Raw genomic sequence first — 15,202 nt, forward strand, 5'->3', positions numbered from 1 at the left:
GCGCGGCTTGGTTAAGCGTCGCGTGTTGCCTGGGGTGAGCCCAGCATGCGCGCCAGGATGCCATCCTTGAGCCACAGGCGATGGGCCAGCGCCATCGCCACATGGCCGGCAATCAGTGCCAGTAGCAGCCAGGCCAGGGTGCTGTGCAGCAGGTCGGCAGGCGCCATCATCCAGGCAATCTCGCGCTCCGCTTCCGGCAGCAGTTCAATGCCATAGAAGATCAGGTGGCCGCCCCGGCCATACTGGCGCAGGATGGCCAGCGCCGGTATCAGAATCAACAGCGCATAGAAGGCCAGGTGCATGCAGCGCGCCAGCAATCCCCCCAAGCCTGATGGGCGGGGCGGTCGGTGATGGCGCTGGCGATAGGCCCACATGGCGCGCAGCAGCGTCGTCACCAGCAGCATGGCGCCCAACGAGCCGTGGGGGCCGATCCTCGCCAATACCAGAGTGACGGCGTTCTCACCGAATCCCTTCCAGGCCAACAAAACCCCGAATAACAGTATCACTTGCGCTGCCGTCAGCCAGTGGAGGAGACGGCTGACGAGGCCATAGCGATCGGGGGTGTCTCGCCAGTGATTGGCGGGTGATGTCGTCACTTAAGCTTCCGCGCGATGTTCATTCGTCCGCCTTGCCCAGGCGCCAATAGCCCATGCTGGTGACGCACTGCTTGGGCAGGCCGCACTCATTGACCAGATAGCGGCGAATATCCCGGGTGACCTTGGATTCTGCCGCAATCCAGGCATAGAAGGGGGCATTGTCGTCGAGACTCGCGGGCTCCCAGAGGACGGCGTTGTCTTCATCTAGCCCCTCGCTGGCGCCACTATGCGGTTGTCCGCCTAGGGCGCGGATCTCCTGATGCAGGTCGATGTCGCGCACCGCTCGCCTCAGCAGATCGCCGTGGTGGCAACCCGGCTCGCTATCGCGGGGCAACCAGCGCAGCTTGGCGGGGGCAGAGAGGGGCTGGATATCGTCCCTACGCGGTACTTCGAGCATAGCCTCTACCCGTGGGGCGAGGGGCAGGTCGTCGAGTGTTTCGAAGATGCCGGCGGCCGCCGGCAGGGCGGTCTCGTCGGCGATAATTAGGATGCGCCGTACGCCCCGCGGTGGCTTCCACTCATAGCCGAGCTTTTCGCCCCCGGCACTGGCCAGCGGAGCGGTCATCGCCAGGCGGTCGCCGGGACGGGCGCGCATCGCCCAGCGTGAGGCGGGGCCGTTGTCGCCGTGCAGCACGAACTCCACATCGACTTCGCCGCGTGCCGGGCGCAGTGCGCGAATGGTGTAGGTGCGCATGGGGGGGCGCTCGGCGTCTGGCAGGGCACGATAGGCGCCGAACCAGTCGTGCTCTTCCAGCTTGGCGATCTCGAACAGCGCGTCTAGGCCGTTGGCGTCCTGGGGAAAGAACAGTTTGATGCGTTGGTCCGGCGCGTGGGTGGCCATCCGGCCAACCTGGGGCCCGGTGAAAGTGAACCTGACTAGCGATGGGCTGACCTGGGTACGGCGTCCCAGGGTGATATCGAAAAGGCGGTAGCTCGTGCGTCCAGCCATAGTGGATGACTCCCATGTGAGGTGGGAATACTATCACTAGTAGTAATGATTCTCAATAACCGACGAATATGATGAATTCCCCCGTTTGGAACGTTAACTCTCATGGCATTGAATGAACCGTACGTTAACGAGGCGATGGTAATGGTGCGATTGTTATGGGTGGCATTGGCGGCATTGAGCTTTGCGGTGGGTTTTCTCGGCCTGTTTCTCCCGCTATTGCCGACCACGGAGTTCATGCTGGCGGCGGTCTATTGTGCATCTCGCGGCTCACCGCGCTTCGAGGCCTGGATTCGCTCGCGGCGCTATGTCGGGCCACTGCTCGAGAACTGGGAGAAGGAGAAGGCGATCCCCCGGCGCGCCAAGTTTGTCGCCGTGGGAATGATCTTCGCCAGCATGGTGATGATTCTGCTGCACCTGGGTGAGGGTTGGCTGCGCTGGGCTATAGTGGCGATGCTGGTTGTGGTGGCGGTTTGGCTGGTCACACGACCGGAGCCTTCTCGGCCCATGCGCTAAGACGAACGATCCAGGCTTACCCCCGGGTGCCGTGACGAAGCTTGATCGATTCTCTTCCCTGGGGCATGGTCAATGGAATCCACCCTTGATCGGCAGCAAGCGACGACCATGGCCTACGATCTCAGTGAGCGCTTGGTAATTGGACTGGCATCCAGCGCCTTGTTCGATCTGGAGGAATCCGATCGGGTCTTTCGCGAGCAGGGCGAGGCGTCCTATCGCATCTATCAGCGCGACAACGAGAACAAGCCGTTAAGTACCGGCGTTGCCTTCCCGTTCATCAAGCGTCTGCTGTCATTGAACGAGCTGAGCCCGGACAACCCGCCCATCGAAGTGGTACTGCTCTCGCGCAACGATCCGGAAACCGGACTGCGGGTCATGAAGTCGATCGAGCACCATGAGCTGGGCATTACGCGGGCCATATTTCTTCAGGGGCGTTACCCCCATCGCTTCATTCCGGCGTTGAACATCAGTCTTTTTCTGTCCGCCAATCGCCAGGACGTCGACCAGGCGATCCTGGCCGGGCATCCGGCGGGGCAGGTGCTGTCGTCGGGCGATCTCGATCTGACCGACGAGGAGGAGCTGCGCATTGCCTTCGACTTCGATGGCGTGCTGGTCACCGACGAGTCCGAAACCATCTACCAGAAGCAGGGGATCGAAGCCTTTCACGCGTATGAACGGGCCAATGCCCAGATACCGCCCGCGGCGGGCTTGTTGGCCGTTTTTCTGCGCAAGCTGGCGCATATCCAGATGCTGGAAAAGCAGCGCGAAGAGGAAACGCAGGGAGCCTATCGACCCAAGGTCAGGGTCTCCATCGTCACCGCCCGCAACGCGCCGGCCCATGAGCGGGTCATCCATACCATGCGTAGCTGGGGCGTGACGGTCAACGAGGCCTATTTCCTCGGCGGCATTGCCAAGGAGCATGTTCTTGGCATCATCAAGCCGCATATTTTCTTCGACGACCAGGCATCCCACCTCTCGGCCACCAGCGATATTCTGCCGTCGGTGCATGTGCCGTTCGGTCAGCTCAATCAGGGCTTGGGTGTGAGTGAGGAAGGTGCCGCTCGGTCTGGCTTCTCGCCGCCGGGAGAGAGTTCCCTCTAGCGTTTCATGCTGGCGTCTCCGTTAGCGATGGCAGCCCACCCCGGGAGGGGGAGGGCTGAGAGCATGGCCAAGAGTATGGGGTTGTGTTTCGTGGTTGCGATGCTTATCGGTTTTCTCGAAGCGGCTTGGCTCATACCGGGCTTGCGGTGGGACGAACCACGATATCGCTGGTGTCCACCCCATCGGGCTGGGCGATGACGTGAGCGATGGCCGCGGCGATGGCCTCGGGCTTGAGGGCAATCTGGCGGAAACTCTTCATCGCTTCGGCGGCGCCGGCATCGGTGATGGTGTCGGCCAGTTCAGACTCGACCACGCCGGGATAGACGCAGGTGACGCGCAGGTTGTCGTGCTCCTGGCGCAGCCCGTCGGAAATGGCCCGTACGGCGAACTTGGTGGCGCAGTAGACAGCGCCGGTTGGCACCACGAAGAGGCCGCCGATGGAGGAGATGTTGATCACCTGTCCGCTGCCCTGGGTCTGCATGGTGGGTAGCACGGCAGCGATACCGTGCAGCACGCCGCGGATGTTGACGTCGATCATGCGGTCCCACTCCTCGACCTTGAGCGAGGCCAGGGGCGAGAGCGGCATGACGCCGGCATTGTTGATGATCACGTCGATGCGACCATGGAGCTTCAGCGCGGCATCGGCGAAGGCCTGTACGTCTTCGCGCTGGGTGACATCCAGCGCTCGATACTCGACGCTGCCGCCTTCGGAACGAATGTCCTGAGCTAATGCTTCTAGGCGCTCGGTGCGGCGAGCACCGATGACCAGATGATGGCCTTGTTTGGCCAGCAACCGGGCAGTGGCTTCGCCAATGCCGCTGCTGGCGCCGGTGAGAAGAATGACTTTGCTCATATAGAGATGACTCCGTATGGGTGGCTTGTGACGACTCTCTAACAGAACTCGGATGATCGATTCGCGAGCAAGAGCGTCGTTGTAGTAAGCCTACGGAGGCGCAGTAAAAGCCGACAGAGTCATTCCTATTGCAGTATTGCCTAATCCTGTAGAGGAAGCGCTTTTAGGGTGTGTTTTGCCCGAAAGTTTGCCTAAATCTTTAGTGACGCGAATTGTGAGGGCTACCACGTGCCTATACGACCTACCCTGAATTCCCAGGAGCGAATGATCGAATTGCTGTATCGGCTAGCGCCGCATGAGGGGTTTACCCAGTCGCTGCTGAACGAGGTGCGCTTCATGCGCTCGGATCGCCCGCTGAAGCTCGCCCCGGTGATGTACGAGCCGAGCATCGTGATCGTGTGCCAGGGGCGTAAGCGAGGCTACCTGGGCGATGAAGTATATCTCTACGATGCCTTGCACTATCTCGTACTGGCGGTACCGCTGCCCTTTGCCGCGGAAACCGAGGCCAGCCCCGAGGAGTCGCTGCTGGCCATGTCGATTCGGCTGGACATGGCCGTGGTGGCGGAGCTGGTCTTCATGCTGGACCAGTAGGATGCACGTTCGACGTCGGCCCCAAGATGCATGCTCTCCACGCCGCTCGATGCCACCATGTCGGACGCCACGCTCAGGCTGCTCGAGGCGCTGGCCTCGCCTATGGAAGCACAAGTGCTGGCGCCCAATATCGTGCGGGAGATCTACTATCGGATACTGGCCGGCGAGCAGGGTGGGAGCGTTCGCGCGGCGCTGGCCCAGCAGGGCCAGTTCGGCAGGATCGCCAAGGCGCTGCACCGTATTCACGCCGAGTACGCCGAGCCCCTGGAGGTGGGACGCCTGGCCAGCGATGTCGGCATGAGCACGGCGGCCTTTCACGTGCACTTCAAGGCAGTGACGCAAACCTCGCCCCTGCAGTACATCAAGTCGACGCGGCTGCATCAGGCACGCATGATGATGATTCGTGACGGTCTGCCTGCAGCGGCGGCAGCCGCCAGGGTTGGCTACGAGAGTGCTTCGCAGTTCAGCCGTGAGTTCAAGCGCTTCTTCGGCCGGCCACCGGGCGAGGAAGTGCGCGAAATGAAGGCTTCGCTGGCGCTGTTGCCCCCTGAACGGGTGGCAAACCTGGCAGTGTCGCATTGAGGATGGTGCGGCATCCCCACGAGTTTCATGGTCGGGAGCTGGGCGCACTGGCCTGTTTCTCCCGACCATTTGTTGTTCCATTCTTTCAACTCAGTTCTTGAGGAAGTCCAGCAGGTCCTGGCAATCAGTCGGCGATGCGCAGCGTCACGTCGATGTTTCCGCGCGTCGCATTGGAGTACGGGCAGACGATGTGGGCTTGGTCGACCAGACCTTGCAGGGTGGTGCGATCGAGACCGGGGGCGGTGATGGTCAGTTCTGCTTCGATACCGAAACCGGTGGGGATCTGGCCGATGCCGATCTTGGCGGTGACGTTGGTGGCCGCGGGCAGTGCGACTTTCTGCTGGCCGGCGACATACTTCAGTGCGCCGAGGAAGCAGGCCGAGTACCCGGCGGCGAACAACTGCTCCGGGTTGGTGCCTGGGCCGCCGGCGCCGCCCAGCTCGCGCGGGGTGGACAGCTGAACGTCGAGTACGCCGTCGGAGGAGGTGGCGCGGCCTTCGCGGCCCCCTGTGGCAGTCGCGGTGGCGGCGTAGAGGATTTTTTCGATGGACATGGCAGTCGTTCCTGTTCCGTTGAGTGGCCGGGTGGTGTTGCCCGGTGAGGTGTATTCTGCGCGCCCGCTCGATACAATTGGTGGCATAAAGTCCTGAAAACTTGATCAGGAGTATGCGCATGGTGGATCGGCTTGCGGCGCTGATGGCGCATTTCCCGGTGAGCGCGCAGGTGTTCAATGCGGGGACGTTGTGCGGCACCAACACACTGCAAAGTGACGGCACCCATGGACAGTTGCACCTGGTTCGCAGAGGGGTAGTTGAGGTGCGGTACGGCAGGGAGTTACTGCAGGTCGAACGACCGAGCCTGTTGTTGTTCCCACGGCCGCTGACGCATCGCTTCCTCACCGACCCCGAGCGTGGTGCGGACATGGTCTGCGCTAACCTGTCGTTCGAGGGTGGCGCCGCCAATCCGATCGCATCGGCACTACCGGACGTCGTCTGCCTGCCGCTGGCAGACATTGCTGGCGCCGAGCCGGTGCTGGAGTTGTTATTCGAGGAGGCATTCGAGCAGCGATGCGGGCGCGTTGCGCTGGTCGAGCGTCTCCTCGAGGTGGTGATGGTCCAGGTTTTGCGCCAACTGATGACCAGTGGCGAAGTGCACGGTGGCTTGCTGTCCGGGTTGTCACATCCGCGCCTGCGCAACGCACTGGTGGCTATGCATGAGAAGCCAGAGCAGGCGTGGACACTGGACGAACTGGCGAATGTTGCCGGCATGTCGCGCAGCGTATTCGCCACGACGTTTCGCGAGACGGTAGGCGTTACGCCGGGGCGGTACTTGCAAAGCTGGCGCGTGCGGCTGGCACAGAAGGCCTTGCTGCGCGGGCGGCCTCTGAAAGTGATCGCAACCGAGGTTGGCTACGGTAGTGAAGCCGCGCTCTCCCGTGCGTTCAAGGCACAATCCGGACAATCGCCGCGGAAGTGGAAAGCCGGTCACCCATAGAGACTTTGGGCCCATCGATATGGGCACGAGTCCGTGGACGGCCTGTCGCAGCCGCATTGAGCAGCCTGTTGAGCGGTGTAGGATGGGAGGCCTTATCGACTGCAACAAGGGCTGGCCATGAGCGACTATCTGTTGGAAGAGTCACCGCTGAGCAGCGGGGCCATCTATCGATTGTTCTGCGGCACGATCTGCCCGCGCCCCATCGCCTGGGTCTCGACGCATGATCGCGACGGTAACACCAACCTGGCGCCGTTCTCCTTCTTCAATGTGGTGAGCGTGGCGCCGCCGGTGCTGGGCTTCTCGCCGCTGCTCAACGGCGAGGGTCAGCCCAAGGACACCATTCGCAACCTGGAGCAGGTGCCGGAGTGTGTGGTGCACATCAGCGGTGAGGCACTGGTCAACGAGATGAACGCCACCAGCGCCAGCCTGCCGGCGGGAGAGGATGAGTTCGCCCTGGCGGGGCTGGAGAAGGTGACCATGCCGGGGCTCACGGTGCCTCGAGTAGCGGCGGCGCCGGTGGCTTTCGGCTGCCGACTGCGCGAGATCGTGCGCTTCGGCGATCAACCCATGGCAGGTTGTCTGGTGCTGGCGGAGGTGGTGTCGATTCACATCGACGATGCCATCTGGAACGGCCGTCACGTGAGCGTCGAGGCGCTCAAGCCCATTGGGAGGATGGCGGGCAGCGACTATGCCCGTACGACCGACCTGTTCGGGCTGGAGCGGCCGACGTGAGATGCCGGTTCCACGGCGACAGGATCTCGACCATGCCCGCCTCAGTCGTCTGCGTGCAGTCGGCGCCAGCTCTGCGGGGTCATGCCCAGCCGTCGGTGAAAGTGGCGGGTGAAGTGCGATTGGTCGTAGAAGCCGCAGTCGCGAGCGATGCTTGAAAGGGGCTCGTCGCTGTTGCGCATCAGTTCGCAGGCCTTCATCAGGCGTCTTCGCGTCACGTAGGCCAGCGGTGGCTCGCCGAAGGTGTGCGTGAAGGCGTGTGAAAAATGGCTGAGGCTGAGACGGGCCTGGCAGGCCATGTCGGTGACACGGATCGTCGAACCCAGGCGCTGTTCGACGAAGGCCATCACGCGTTTGACCTGCCAGCCGACCAGGCCACCGTGCAAACACGGCTTCGGCCCGGCTTCCGGTGAGGGCTGGGTGAGCAGGTTCATGGCCTGCACCAGGCTGGCGCGTGCCGCTTCTTGATTCATGGGCAGGGCGGCTTCGGCGGCATCCAACAGCTTTAACAATTGATCCCGCAGGTCTACCAGGGCGGTAGGTGGGGCGTGCCTGCTCGTAAGCGGAATCATCACATTGCTCCCGAACGATTCGGAAGTCCCGGTGGCGACGGCTGGAGAGGTCGCTCGGTGGCTTGGTCTGGGGCGGAGTCCGAGAAAAGTATAGGTCAGAGCCGGCGAACGCCCGACCTCAAACTCGCCGCATGAGCGAAGTGAAAAATCTCCTATCGACACGGATGCCTGAGCACTCGCGTCGATAGGAACACCTCAGTGATCCTTGTAGTGATTTTCGTACTCCTCTCGGGAGAGCAGGCCATCCAGGTTGTGATCCAGAGAGCCGAAACTGGCGGCCATGGAGACTCGAGAGGCTTCGGTAGAAGAAATATACCCGTTATGGTCGGTATCGATTTCATCGAAGCTGCTCACCACGTTAGTACGCGAGCCGGTGCCGATTTGCGCGGTCTGGAAGAGGTTGTCCTCCGGAGAGGGACGCTCCGCCAGCGCGGCGCCCGGCACCGCCGCCAAGGCAAGGCAAAGTGCGATAATGGACAGTCTCATGATGACCTCCTGTCACGTTCGAAGCGGATGATCGAACCGACGAGCCGATCTCGTCGCCTTGATCATGGCGCCATGTGACCGCCCAGGCTTGCCCGGACCGGCTGCGTTTGGCACGTTTCTGCTGTGTCAGGAGGTCAGCATCGTTTGGCCTGATGCTTCGCCGTCGGGTTCAGAGCGCTCCGGTGAGCTTCTTCTCCACCAGCTCCAGGCGGTCCTGCCCCCAGAACGGCTCGCCTTCCACGTCATACCATGGAACGCCGAAGCAGCCGGCGGCGATGGCTTGCTCGCAGGCCGCGTCGAGACGCTGCTGCCCTTGCGTCTCCGACTCATCCAATAGTGCCTGGCCATCCAGGCCGCAGGCATCGGCGATCTCACGCAGGGTAGCGAGACCTGCGATGTCGCGCTCCTCGACCCAGCAAGCTCGCAGTATGGCAAGCGAGAGCTCGGCGATGTCGTGCCCCTTAGCCTTGGCAGTCAGCGCCAGGCGCGCCGCCGGCCGGTCGTCGGTGGGGAAGTGCTTCGGCTCGACGTTGAGTGGAACGCCATGAACCTGCTTCCAGCGTTTCAACTCCACCAGTCGATAGGCCTGGCGCTCGGGCGCGCGTTTGGGCAGCGGAAGACCACCTGTTCTGGGGAAGACCGCGCTTACCGTGACCGGCACGTAGTCGATGGTAGCGCCGTGACGATTGGCGATCTCGCCGAGTCGTTCGTGGCCCAGGTAAGTCCACGGCGATACCAGGCTGAGGTAATAAGTGATGCGCTTGGGCATGGAAGGTGCCTCATGGTCGCGAGAGGGTTTTCGAAGACTAACCCAGAAGGCTAGATGAGCAAGTGCTCGATCGAGGCAATGCCGCCGGTGGAGCCCACCGGCGGCATTGCTGCTGCGAATAGCGTGCTTACTGCGCTTCCGGCGGCACCAGCTCATCCGGTACTTCGATGCCGACTTCGCGGTAGTAGCGCAGCGCGCCGGCATGCAGCGGCGTGGCGGTGTTCTCCACCGAGATTTCCGGCGTCATGCCCTGGGCCGGGGCGAAGGTCTGGCCCAGGCGCTCGATGCTCTCCCAATAGGCGCGGGTGAACTCGTAGGCGGCATCTTCGGAAAGATCGCTGGTGGCGGCGATGCCGATGTAGGTGCCCAGGGTGGTGGCCGCCGGCATGTCGCGGTAGGTGCCTTCGGGAATCTCGGTGGCCGAGAGGAACGGCAGCGCCTCGGTGGCGGTGGCGACCTGCTCGTCGGTCAGCGAGAGCACCCGCAGCGGACGCGAGGAGTGCACCTCGGTGAAGGCCGGAATCGGCGGAATGCCGTTATAGCTGAAGCCGACGATGCGTCCGTCGACCACGGCATCGGCGGCGTCCGACATGCTCATGCGCTGGAAGTCCGGTGCGATGCCCAGGGCGTCGAACACCAGCTCGGTGATGTACTCGCCGCCGCCGCCGATGCTGCTGGGGTTGAAGCGCGCCCCGTCCAGATCCTCGAAGGTTTCGATGCCGCTGTCCTGGCGCACCGCCCAGTGCATGGTCGAAGGTGCCACCCACAGCACCATGCGCATCTGGTCGATGGCATCGTTCTCGTAGCGCCCGGTACCGGTGTAGGCCTCATAGGCCCCGGGAGCGTCGATCAGGCCCAGGTCGATCTCGCCGCGACCGAGGCGAATGGCGTTCTCCCGCGAACCGCCGGTCTCGCGCACCGAGACCTCGAGGGGCGAGTCGGCGCTGACCAGCCGCGAGAGTTCCGAGAAACCGAAGTACCAGCCGGAGGCGGCCGGCGCCACGCCGATGCTGACAGCTTCCTGGGCTGCCGCCGGCGCGGCCAGGCCGACGGCGAGCGCCGCCGCGGCAAGCGGCTTGAGGGCAGGCTGGAGTGAGCGGGGCATTTTCATGGCGTGTACCTCCTTGCTTGTCGTTGTGTTGTGTTGTGATTGTGGTTATCGCTTGTCGTGGTGGTTATCGGCCCTGCTCTTCGCGATAGGCGGCGATCACCTCGCGGGCCACGCGCAGGCCGTCGATGGCGGCGGGAAAGCCGCAATAGGGTACGCACTGCAGCAGTACCTCGCGGATCTCCTCCTCGCTGCAGCCGTTGTTGAGCGCGCCGCGCAGGTGCACCTTGAGCTCATGAGGGCGGTTGAGCGCCACCAGCATGCCGATGTTGATCAGGCTGCGGGTGGGGCGGGCGAGCCCCGGGCGGTTCCAGATGTCGTTCCAGCAGTTGCGCGTGACCAGCTCCTGGATCGGCCAGCTGAAGTCGTCCACCTGGGAGAGCGCGGCATCCACGTAGTCATCGCCCAGCACTTCGCGGCGAGTGGCGAGCCCTGCCTGATCGAGACTCTCTTGACGTGAGGGCTTGTCTTGGCGTGAGGTCATGGGGTGTCTCTCCTTGCGTTGCCCGTTCACTCGGCCAGGTTCTTCACCGGCCGGCCCGCGTCGAAGGCCAGCAGGTTGTCGAAGGCATCGCCGAAGTAGAGCTCATAGCTGTCCTTCTCCACGTAGCCCAGGTGGGGCGTGGCGAGGAAGTTGGGCAGCGCGAGCAGCGGATGGCTGGCCACCGGCTCCTCCTCGAACACGTCCACCGCGGCGCGGCCCGGGCGGCCTTCGCGCAGTGCGGCTTCCAGCGCGCCTGTGGCGATCAGCGGTGCACGGCTGGTGTTGACCAGCAGCGCGGTGGGCTTCATGCGGGCCAGATCCTCGGCGCTGACGATGCCGCGGGTGTCGTCGTTCAGGCGCAGGTGCAGGCTCAGCACGTCGCTGCGCTCGAACAGCTCGGCCTGGCTCGCTGCCACGTCGAGGCCGGCCTCGGCGGCGCGGGCACGGGTGCCCTCGCGGCCCCACACCAGCACGTTCATTTCGAAGGCCTGGCCGTAGCGGGCGATCAGCTTGCCGATCTTGCCGTAGCCGAAGATACCCAGCGTGCGACCCTTGAGCCCGGTGCCCAGGGTGCGCTGCCAGCGGCCGGCCTTGAGGTTCTCGAACTCCTCGGGAATGTGGCGCATGGCGGCCAGCACCAGGCCCCAGGTGAGCTCGGCGGCAGCGTAGGGCGAGCCGGTACCGGCCATCACGGTCACGCCGTGGCTCTTGCAGGCGGCCATGTCGACGTGGGCCGCGCCGCCGCCGGTCTGGCTGATCGCCTTGAGTCGGGGCAGCCGGGCCAGCAGCGACTCGGTGATCGACGTGCGCTCGCGGATCAGCACCAGGGCATCGGCGTCCCGGAAGCGCTCCACCAGGGCGTCCTCGTCGGTCACGGTGTCGTCGTAGATGGTGACCTCATGCCCCTCGAGCTTGGCGAAGGCGTCCAGGTGGCGCACGCAGTCCTGGTAGTCGTCGGGAATTACGATCTTCATGGGGCAGGCTCCTTGCTGGCCAGGGGTGAAGAAGAGGCTCCTAATGTGCTGCGGTTGAGGCGATATTGCCAGGCCCATACAGCGCCGATCAGGGCGATGCCCAGCGCATCGGTAACCAGCTGGCCGCTGATCAGCATCAGCGCCGCCGCCAGCAGCAGGCCGCGCTCCAGCCACGAACAGGGACGCAGGAAGTAGCCGATGGTGGAGGCCGCCAGCGCCGTGATGCCTAGCACGCCGCTGCCTACGGCCAGGGCGATCTGCAGCCCGGTGCCGTCGCCCAGCAGCGGCGGGTGGTAGATGAACATGAAGGGGATCAGGAAGCCGCCCAGGGAGATCTTGGTGGCGGTGAGGGCGGTGCGGAACCAGTGCGAGCCGGCAATGGCGCCGCCGATGTAGGCGGCCAGCGCCACCGGCGGGGTGACCCCGGAGAGAATGGCGAAGTAAAGGATGAACAGGTGCGCCGAGAGGCTCGGGAGGCCGGCCTCGATGAAGGCCGCCGCCACCACCGAGGCGGCCAGCATGTAGGCGGCCACGGTGGGCAGGCCCATGCCGAGGATGATCGCCACCACCATGGCCAGCAGCAAGGTGATCAGCACGTCGCCGCCGCTGACGATGAGGATCACCGAGGAGACCTTGAGGCCGAGGCCGGTGAGGCTGATCACCGCGGCGATGATCGCCACGCTGCCGATGATCACCGCGATCATGGCGGCGGTCATGGCGCCGGCCTCCAGGGCGGCGGGCAGCGACTTGACGCGCTCGACGAAGGTACCCGGGCTGCGCCAGGAGAACAGGTAGAGCGCCATGGCGGTGAAGTAGGCCGCCACGGCGGCGGTGGTCGGGGTGTAGCGCATCACCAGCAGCGTGATCAGCACGATCAGCGGGATCACCAGGGTCTCGATGTTGTAGAGGCCCTGACGCAGGGTGGGCCGCTCGGACTTGGGAATCGGGTTGAGGCCCAGGCGCTTGGCCTCGAAGTGCACGCTCATCCAGATGGCGAGATAGAACAGCAATGCCGGGATCAGCGCGGCGCTGATGATGTTGAGGTAGCTGGTCGAGATGACGTCGGCCATGACGAAGGCGGCCGCGCCCATGATCGGCGGCAGAATCTGCCCGCCGGTGGAGGCCGAGGCCTCGGTGGCGGCGGCGAAGCGTGGGCTGTAGCCGTTCTTCTTCATCAGCGGAATGGTGAACACCCCGGTGGTGGCGACGTTGGCCGCGGTGCTGCCGCTGATGCTGCCGAACATGGCGCTGCACAGGGTCGCGGCCTTGGCCGGGCCTCCCGACATGCGCCCGGTGGCGGCATTGGAGAGGCGCATGAAGCTGTCGCCGCCGCCGGTGGTGACCAGCAGGGCGCCGAACATGATGAAGATGACGATCACCGTGGAGGAGGTGCGCATCAGGCTGCCGTAGACCCCGGTCGGGCTCATGTAGAAGGTGGCCACCAGGTCGTCCCAGCGATAGCCGCCGTGCCCCCACACGCCGGGCAGATGGTTGCCGAAGGCGGCGTAGGCCAGGGCGATCAGCACCAGAATGGGAAAGGCCAGGCCGATGGCGCGGCGGCACGCCTCCAGCAGCAGCAGGATGGCCGCCACGCCGAAGAAGAGGTCCAGCGTGGTGGGCATCAGATAGCCCAGCTGGTAGATGATGCGGTCGAAATGGTGAACGTAGTAAGCGCTGACCGCCACGCCCAGGGCGATCGGCACGATGTCGTACCAGGGCACGCGCTTGGCGTCGCGCTGGCGGCAGCTGTAAGCCAGGAAGATCAGCGGCAGGGCGAACAGCAGGTGCACGGCGTTCTGAGTGTTCACTGGACCGGTAACGGCCGTGTAGAGGTGGAACAGCGCCATGGATACGGCAGCGAGGCGCGTCACCATGAACCAGAAGCCGGCGAGCTGACGCTTGCCCGAGTCCTCCGAGTATTTCTCAACGACTTTGGAATTTGCTGGGGTGTCCATCATTCGGATGACTCCCGCACCGCGGCATCGAGTCAGGGGCGGTGCGTCAGGAAAAGGGCGACGATAACCTCCGCGGGCGCCAGGCCCGCGGAGGCGCCTGGATCACTGGGCTTCGGGGGGAATGATCTCCTCAGGGATGTCGAGGCCCAGTTCCTGGTAGTAGCGCAGGGCGCCGGCATGCAGCGGGAAGGTGGCATTGTCGATCACGGTCTGCGGGGTCACCCCTTCGGCCGGCTTGAAGGAGTTGGCCACCTGCTCGTGGTTCTCCCAATAGGCCTTGGTGATCTCGTAGACGGTGTCGTCGCTGAGATCGGCATTGGCCGCGACGCCCATGTAGATACCCAGCGAGGTGGCATCGGGCATGCCGCGATAGGTGCCTTCGGGAATCACGGTACCGGCCAGGAAGGGCAACTCTGCCGTTACCTGTTCGACCTGCTCGTCGGTCAGTGACAGCAGGCGCAGCGTGCGAGAGGAGTGGACCTCGGTGAAGGCCGGAATCGGCGGCACCCCGTTGTAGCTGAAGCCAACCAGGCGGCCGTCGACCACGCCTTCGGCGGCATCGTCGATGCGCATGCGCTGGAAGTCGGGCGCCACCCCGAGGATGTCGAACACCAGCTCGGTGATGTATTCACCGCCGCCGCCGATGCTGCTGGGGTTGAAGCGCTGGCCGTCGAGCCCTTCGAAGTCCTCGATGCCGGAATCCTCGCGTACCGCCCAGTGCATGGTGGAAGGGGCGATCCAGTAGATCAGGCGGGCATCGGGATTGGGGGTGTCTTCGAAGCGGCCGGTGCCGTTGTACATCTCGTAGCCCACCAAGGCCTCGGTGAAGGCCAGGTCGAGTTCTCCGCGGGTCAGGCGAATGGCGTTCTCGCGGGTGCCGCCGGTCTCTCGCACGGTGATTTCATAGGGGGTGTTGGCGCTGATGACGCGAGCACCTTCGGAAATACCGAAGAACCAGCCGGTACCGGTGGGCACGGCACCTATGTTCAGGGAGGTATTGGCCTGGGCGCTCGTGACGCCGAGGCTACCGATGGCCAGAAGTGAGGCAGGTATCAGCAGGCGTGCCTTGCGGGTAAACGATGTCATTGTTATGTCCTCTCGGTGTTTGGCTTGTTGTTCTTGTTAGGAGTGCTCTTCTGTAGTCGTGTCGTTCTGCGGTCGTGACGCAGACGTCATGTCGCGGGCCAGAAAATGTCCTGGCGACATTGAATTCATAATGGTTGGGGGGCGGTGTGTATATTGACGAATCATTAACCTGCCTTCGTAGCAGGCGAAACCAAACGTTTGATCTACATCGTCACAACCTGCTTGGGCAATCGCCCGGCTCGGTGATCAGTCCTTGTATTTTCGAGTTATCTGCTTGTTTTTTCTGACTCAAGTTGGAGCCAGGAGGAAAGAGGCTGGTGCCATTCATTGCAGACGAGCTGGGCTGGCCGTGGGTCTGAT

Annotated in this window: 17 protein-coding genes and 1 pseudogene; 6 read left to right on the plus strand and 12 right to left on the minus strand. The window is 63.7% G+C overall.

The window, feature by feature from the left end:
• Positions 1-11: 11 nt before the first annotated feature.
• Both HOP59_RS14125 and HOP59_RS14130 read right to left on the minus strand, forming a co-directional pair.
• Positions 12-596 (minus strand): cytochrome b, encoded by a 585-nt coding sequence (locus HOP59_RS14125; RefSeq protein WP_234254372.1) that lies wholly within the window; start codon positions 594-596, stop codon positions 12-14.
• Between the two features lie 19 nt (positions 597-615).
• Positions 616-1,545, minus strand: a complete 930-nt coding sequence (locus HOP59_RS14130) for a siderophore-interacting protein (protein ID WP_234254373.1) — start codon at positions 1,543-1,545, stop codon at positions 616-618.
• A gap of 141 nt (positions 1,546-1,686) precedes the next feature.
• Here HOP59_RS14130 and HOP59_RS14135 point away from each other — a divergent pair, with 141 nt between their 5' ends.
• The gene (locus HOP59_RS14135) at positions 1,687-2,058 is read left to right on the plus strand and encodes a YbaN family protein (RefSeq protein ID WP_234254374.1); all 372 of its coding nucleotides are present in this window, start codon (positions 1,687-1,689) and stop codon (positions 2,056-2,058) included.
• Between the two features lie 72 nt (positions 2,059-2,130).
• Positions 2,131-3,159, plus strand: coding sequence for a 5'-nucleotidase (locus HOP59_RS14140; protein WP_234254375.1), 1,029 nt, complete (start codon positions 2,131-2,133; stop codon positions 3,157-3,159).
• Positions 3,160-3,289: 130 nt separating this feature from the next.
• Here the strand turns inward: HOP59_RS14140 and HOP59_RS14145 are convergent, their stop codons facing one another.
• Entirely contained in the window at positions 3,290-4,012 is a 723-nt protein-coding gene (locus HOP59_RS14145; protein WP_234254376.1) for an SDR family oxidoreductase, read from the minus strand.
• A 264-nt stretch (positions 4,013-4,276) separates the two neighbouring features.
• Here HOP59_RS14145 and HOP59_RS14150 point away from each other — a divergent pair.
• Both HOP59_RS14150 and HOP59_RS14155 read left to right on the plus strand, forming a co-directional pair.
• Positions 4,277-4,768 (plus strand): annotated as a pseudogene (locus HOP59_RS14150) (AraC family transcriptional regulator); the annotation flags it as partial.
• A gap of 75 nt (positions 4,769-4,843) precedes the next feature.
• Positions 4,844-5,185: a helix-turn-helix transcriptional regulator gene (locus HOP59_RS14155; protein ID WP_338073343.1), complete on the plus strand. Its 342-nt coding sequence runs from the start codon at positions 4,844-4,846 to the stop codon at positions 5,183-5,185.
• 124 nt (positions 5,186-5,309) lie between these two features.
• Here HOP59_RS14155 and HOP59_RS14160 read toward each other — a convergent pair whose 3' ends face one another.
• Positions 5,310-5,738, minus strand: coding sequence for an organic hydroperoxide resistance protein (locus tag HOP59_RS14160; protein ID WP_234254377.1), 429 nt, complete (start codon positions 5,736-5,738; stop codon positions 5,310-5,312).
• Between the two features lie 119 nt (positions 5,739-5,857).
• Here HOP59_RS14160 and HOP59_RS14165 point away from each other — a divergent pair, with 119 nt between their 5' ends.
• Both HOP59_RS14165 and HOP59_RS14170 read left to right on the plus strand, forming a co-directional pair.
• Positions 5,858-6,679, plus strand: coding sequence for an AraC family transcriptional regulator (locus tag HOP59_RS14165; protein ID WP_234254378.1), 822 nt, complete (start codon positions 5,858-5,860; stop codon positions 6,677-6,679).
• Positions 6,680-6,796: 117 nt separating this feature from the next.
• Entirely contained in the window at positions 6,797-7,411 is a 615-nt protein-coding gene (locus HOP59_RS14170; RefSeq protein WP_191223696.1) for a flavin reductase family protein, read from the plus strand.
• Between the two features lie 41 nt (positions 7,412-7,452).
• On the opposite strand, the gene HOP59_RS14175 is transcribed toward HOP59_RS14170, so the two are convergent.
• From HOP59_RS14175 to HOP59_RS14210, 8 genes are all read right to left on the minus strand, one after another.
• Positions 7,453-7,980 carry a helix-turn-helix domain-containing protein gene (locus tag HOP59_RS14175; protein WP_234254379.1) on the minus strand — a complete coding sequence of 176 codons (528 nt, stop codon included), beginning with the start codon at positions 7,978-7,980 and terminating at the stop codon, positions 7,453-7,455.
• A 195-nt stretch (positions 7,981-8,175) separates the two neighbouring features.
• Entirely contained in the window at positions 8,176-8,466 is a 291-nt protein-coding gene (locus tag HOP59_RS14180) for an EF-hand domain-containing protein (RefSeq protein ID WP_234254380.1), read from the minus strand.
• Positions 8,467-8,635: 169 nt separating this feature from the next.
• The gene (locus HOP59_RS14185) at positions 8,636-9,235 is read right to left on the minus strand and encodes a 2-hydroxychromene-2-carboxylate isomerase (protein WP_234254381.1); all 600 of its coding nucleotides are present in this window, start codon (positions 9,233-9,235) and stop codon (positions 8,636-8,638) included.
• A 127-nt stretch (positions 9,236-9,362) separates the two neighbouring features.
• The gene (locus HOP59_RS14190) at positions 9,363-10,346 is read right to left on the minus strand and encodes a TAXI family TRAP transporter solute-binding subunit (RefSeq protein ID WP_234254382.1); all 984 of its coding nucleotides are present in this window, start codon (positions 10,344-10,346) and stop codon (positions 9,363-9,365) included.
• A 64-nt stretch (positions 10,347-10,410) separates the two neighbouring features.
• Positions 10,411-10,827: a carboxymuconolactone decarboxylase family protein gene (locus HOP59_RS14195; RefSeq protein WP_234254383.1), complete on the minus strand. Its 417-nt coding sequence runs from the start codon at positions 10,825-10,827 to the stop codon at positions 10,411-10,413.
• Positions 10,828-10,853: 26 nt separating this feature from the next.
• The gene (locus HOP59_RS14200) at positions 10,854-11,801 is read right to left on the minus strand and encodes a D-2-hydroxyacid dehydrogenase family protein (RefSeq protein ID WP_234254384.1); all 948 of its coding nucleotides are present in this window, start codon (positions 11,799-11,801) and stop codon (positions 10,854-10,856) included.
• A complete protein-coding gene (locus HOP59_RS14205; protein ID WP_086508281.1) occupies positions 11,798-13,759 on the minus strand; it encodes a TRAP transporter permease in 1,962 nt (653 codons plus the stop codon). The genes HOP59_RS14200 and HOP59_RS14205 overlap by 4 nt, the downstream gene beginning before the upstream one ends.
• 99 nt (positions 13,760-13,858) lie before the next feature.
• Entirely contained in the window at positions 13,859-14,842 is a 984-nt protein-coding gene (locus tag HOP59_RS14210; protein ID WP_234254385.1) for a TAXI family TRAP transporter solute-binding subunit, read from the minus strand.
• Positions 14,843-15,202: the final 360 nt, after the last annotated feature.

Origin of the sequence: Billgrantia aerodenitrificans, from assembly GCF_021404405.1 — a bacterium.
Lineage (GTDB): Bacteria > Pseudomonadota > Gammaproteobacteria > Pseudomonadales > Halomonadaceae > Halomonas > Halomonas aerodenitrificans.

Coding starts and splice junctions, on each gene's coding strand:
- HOP59_RS14130 (WP_234254373.1), bottom strand. CDS start 1,545: ATGGCTGGACGCACGAGCTACCGCCTTTTCGATATCACCCTGGGACGC.
- HOP59_RS14135 (WP_234254374.1), top strand. CDS start 1,687: ATGGTGCGATTGTTATGGGTGGCATTGGCGGCATTGAGCTTTGCGGTG.
- HOP59_RS14140 (WP_234254375.1), top strand. CDS start 2,131: ATGGAATCCACCCTTGATCGGCAGCAAGCGACGACCATGGCCTACGAT.
- HOP59_RS14145 (WP_234254376.1), bottom strand. CDS start 4,012: ATGAGCAAAGTCATTCTTCTCACCGGCGCCAGCAGCGGCATTGGCGAA.
- HOP59_RS14160 (WP_234254377.1), bottom strand. CDS start 5,738: ATGTCCATCGAAAAAATCCTCTACGCCGCCACCGCGACTGCCACAGGG.
- HOP59_RS14165 (WP_234254378.1), top strand. CDS start 5,858: ATGGTGGATCGGCTTGCGGCGCTGATGGCGCATTTCCCGGTGAGCGCG.
- HOP59_RS14170 (WP_191223696.1), top strand. CDS start 6,797: ATGAGCGACTATCTGTTGGAAGAGTCACCGCTGAGCAGCGGGGCCATC.
- HOP59_RS14175 (WP_234254379.1), bottom strand. CDS start 7,980: ATGATTCCGCTTACGAGCAGGCACGCCCCACCTACCGCCCTGGTAGAC.
- HOP59_RS14180 (WP_234254380.1), bottom strand. CDS start 8,466: ATGAGACTGTCCATTATCGCACTTTGCCTTGCCTTGGCGGCGGTGCCG.
- HOP59_RS14185 (WP_234254381.1), bottom strand. CDS start 9,235: ATGCCCAAGCGCATCACTTATTACCTCAGCCTGGTATCGCCGTGGACT.
- HOP59_RS14190 (WP_234254382.1), bottom strand. CDS start 10,346: ATGAAAATGCCCCGCTCACTCCAGCCTGCCCTCAAGCCGCTTGCCGCG.
- HOP59_RS14195 (WP_234254383.1), bottom strand. CDS start 10,827: ATGACCTCACGCCAAGACAAGCCCTCACGTCAAGAGAGTCTCGATCAG.
- HOP59_RS14200 (WP_234254384.1), bottom strand. CDS start 11,801: ATGAAGATCGTAATTCCCGACGACTACCAGGACTGCGTGCGCCACCTG.
- HOP59_RS14205 (WP_086508281.1), bottom strand. CDS start 13,759: ATGATGGACACCCCAGCAAATTCCAAAGTCGTTGAGAAATACTCGGAG.
- HOP59_RS14210 (WP_234254385.1), bottom strand. CDS start 14,842: ATGACATCGTTTACCCGCAAGGCACGCCTGCTGATACCTGCCTCACTT.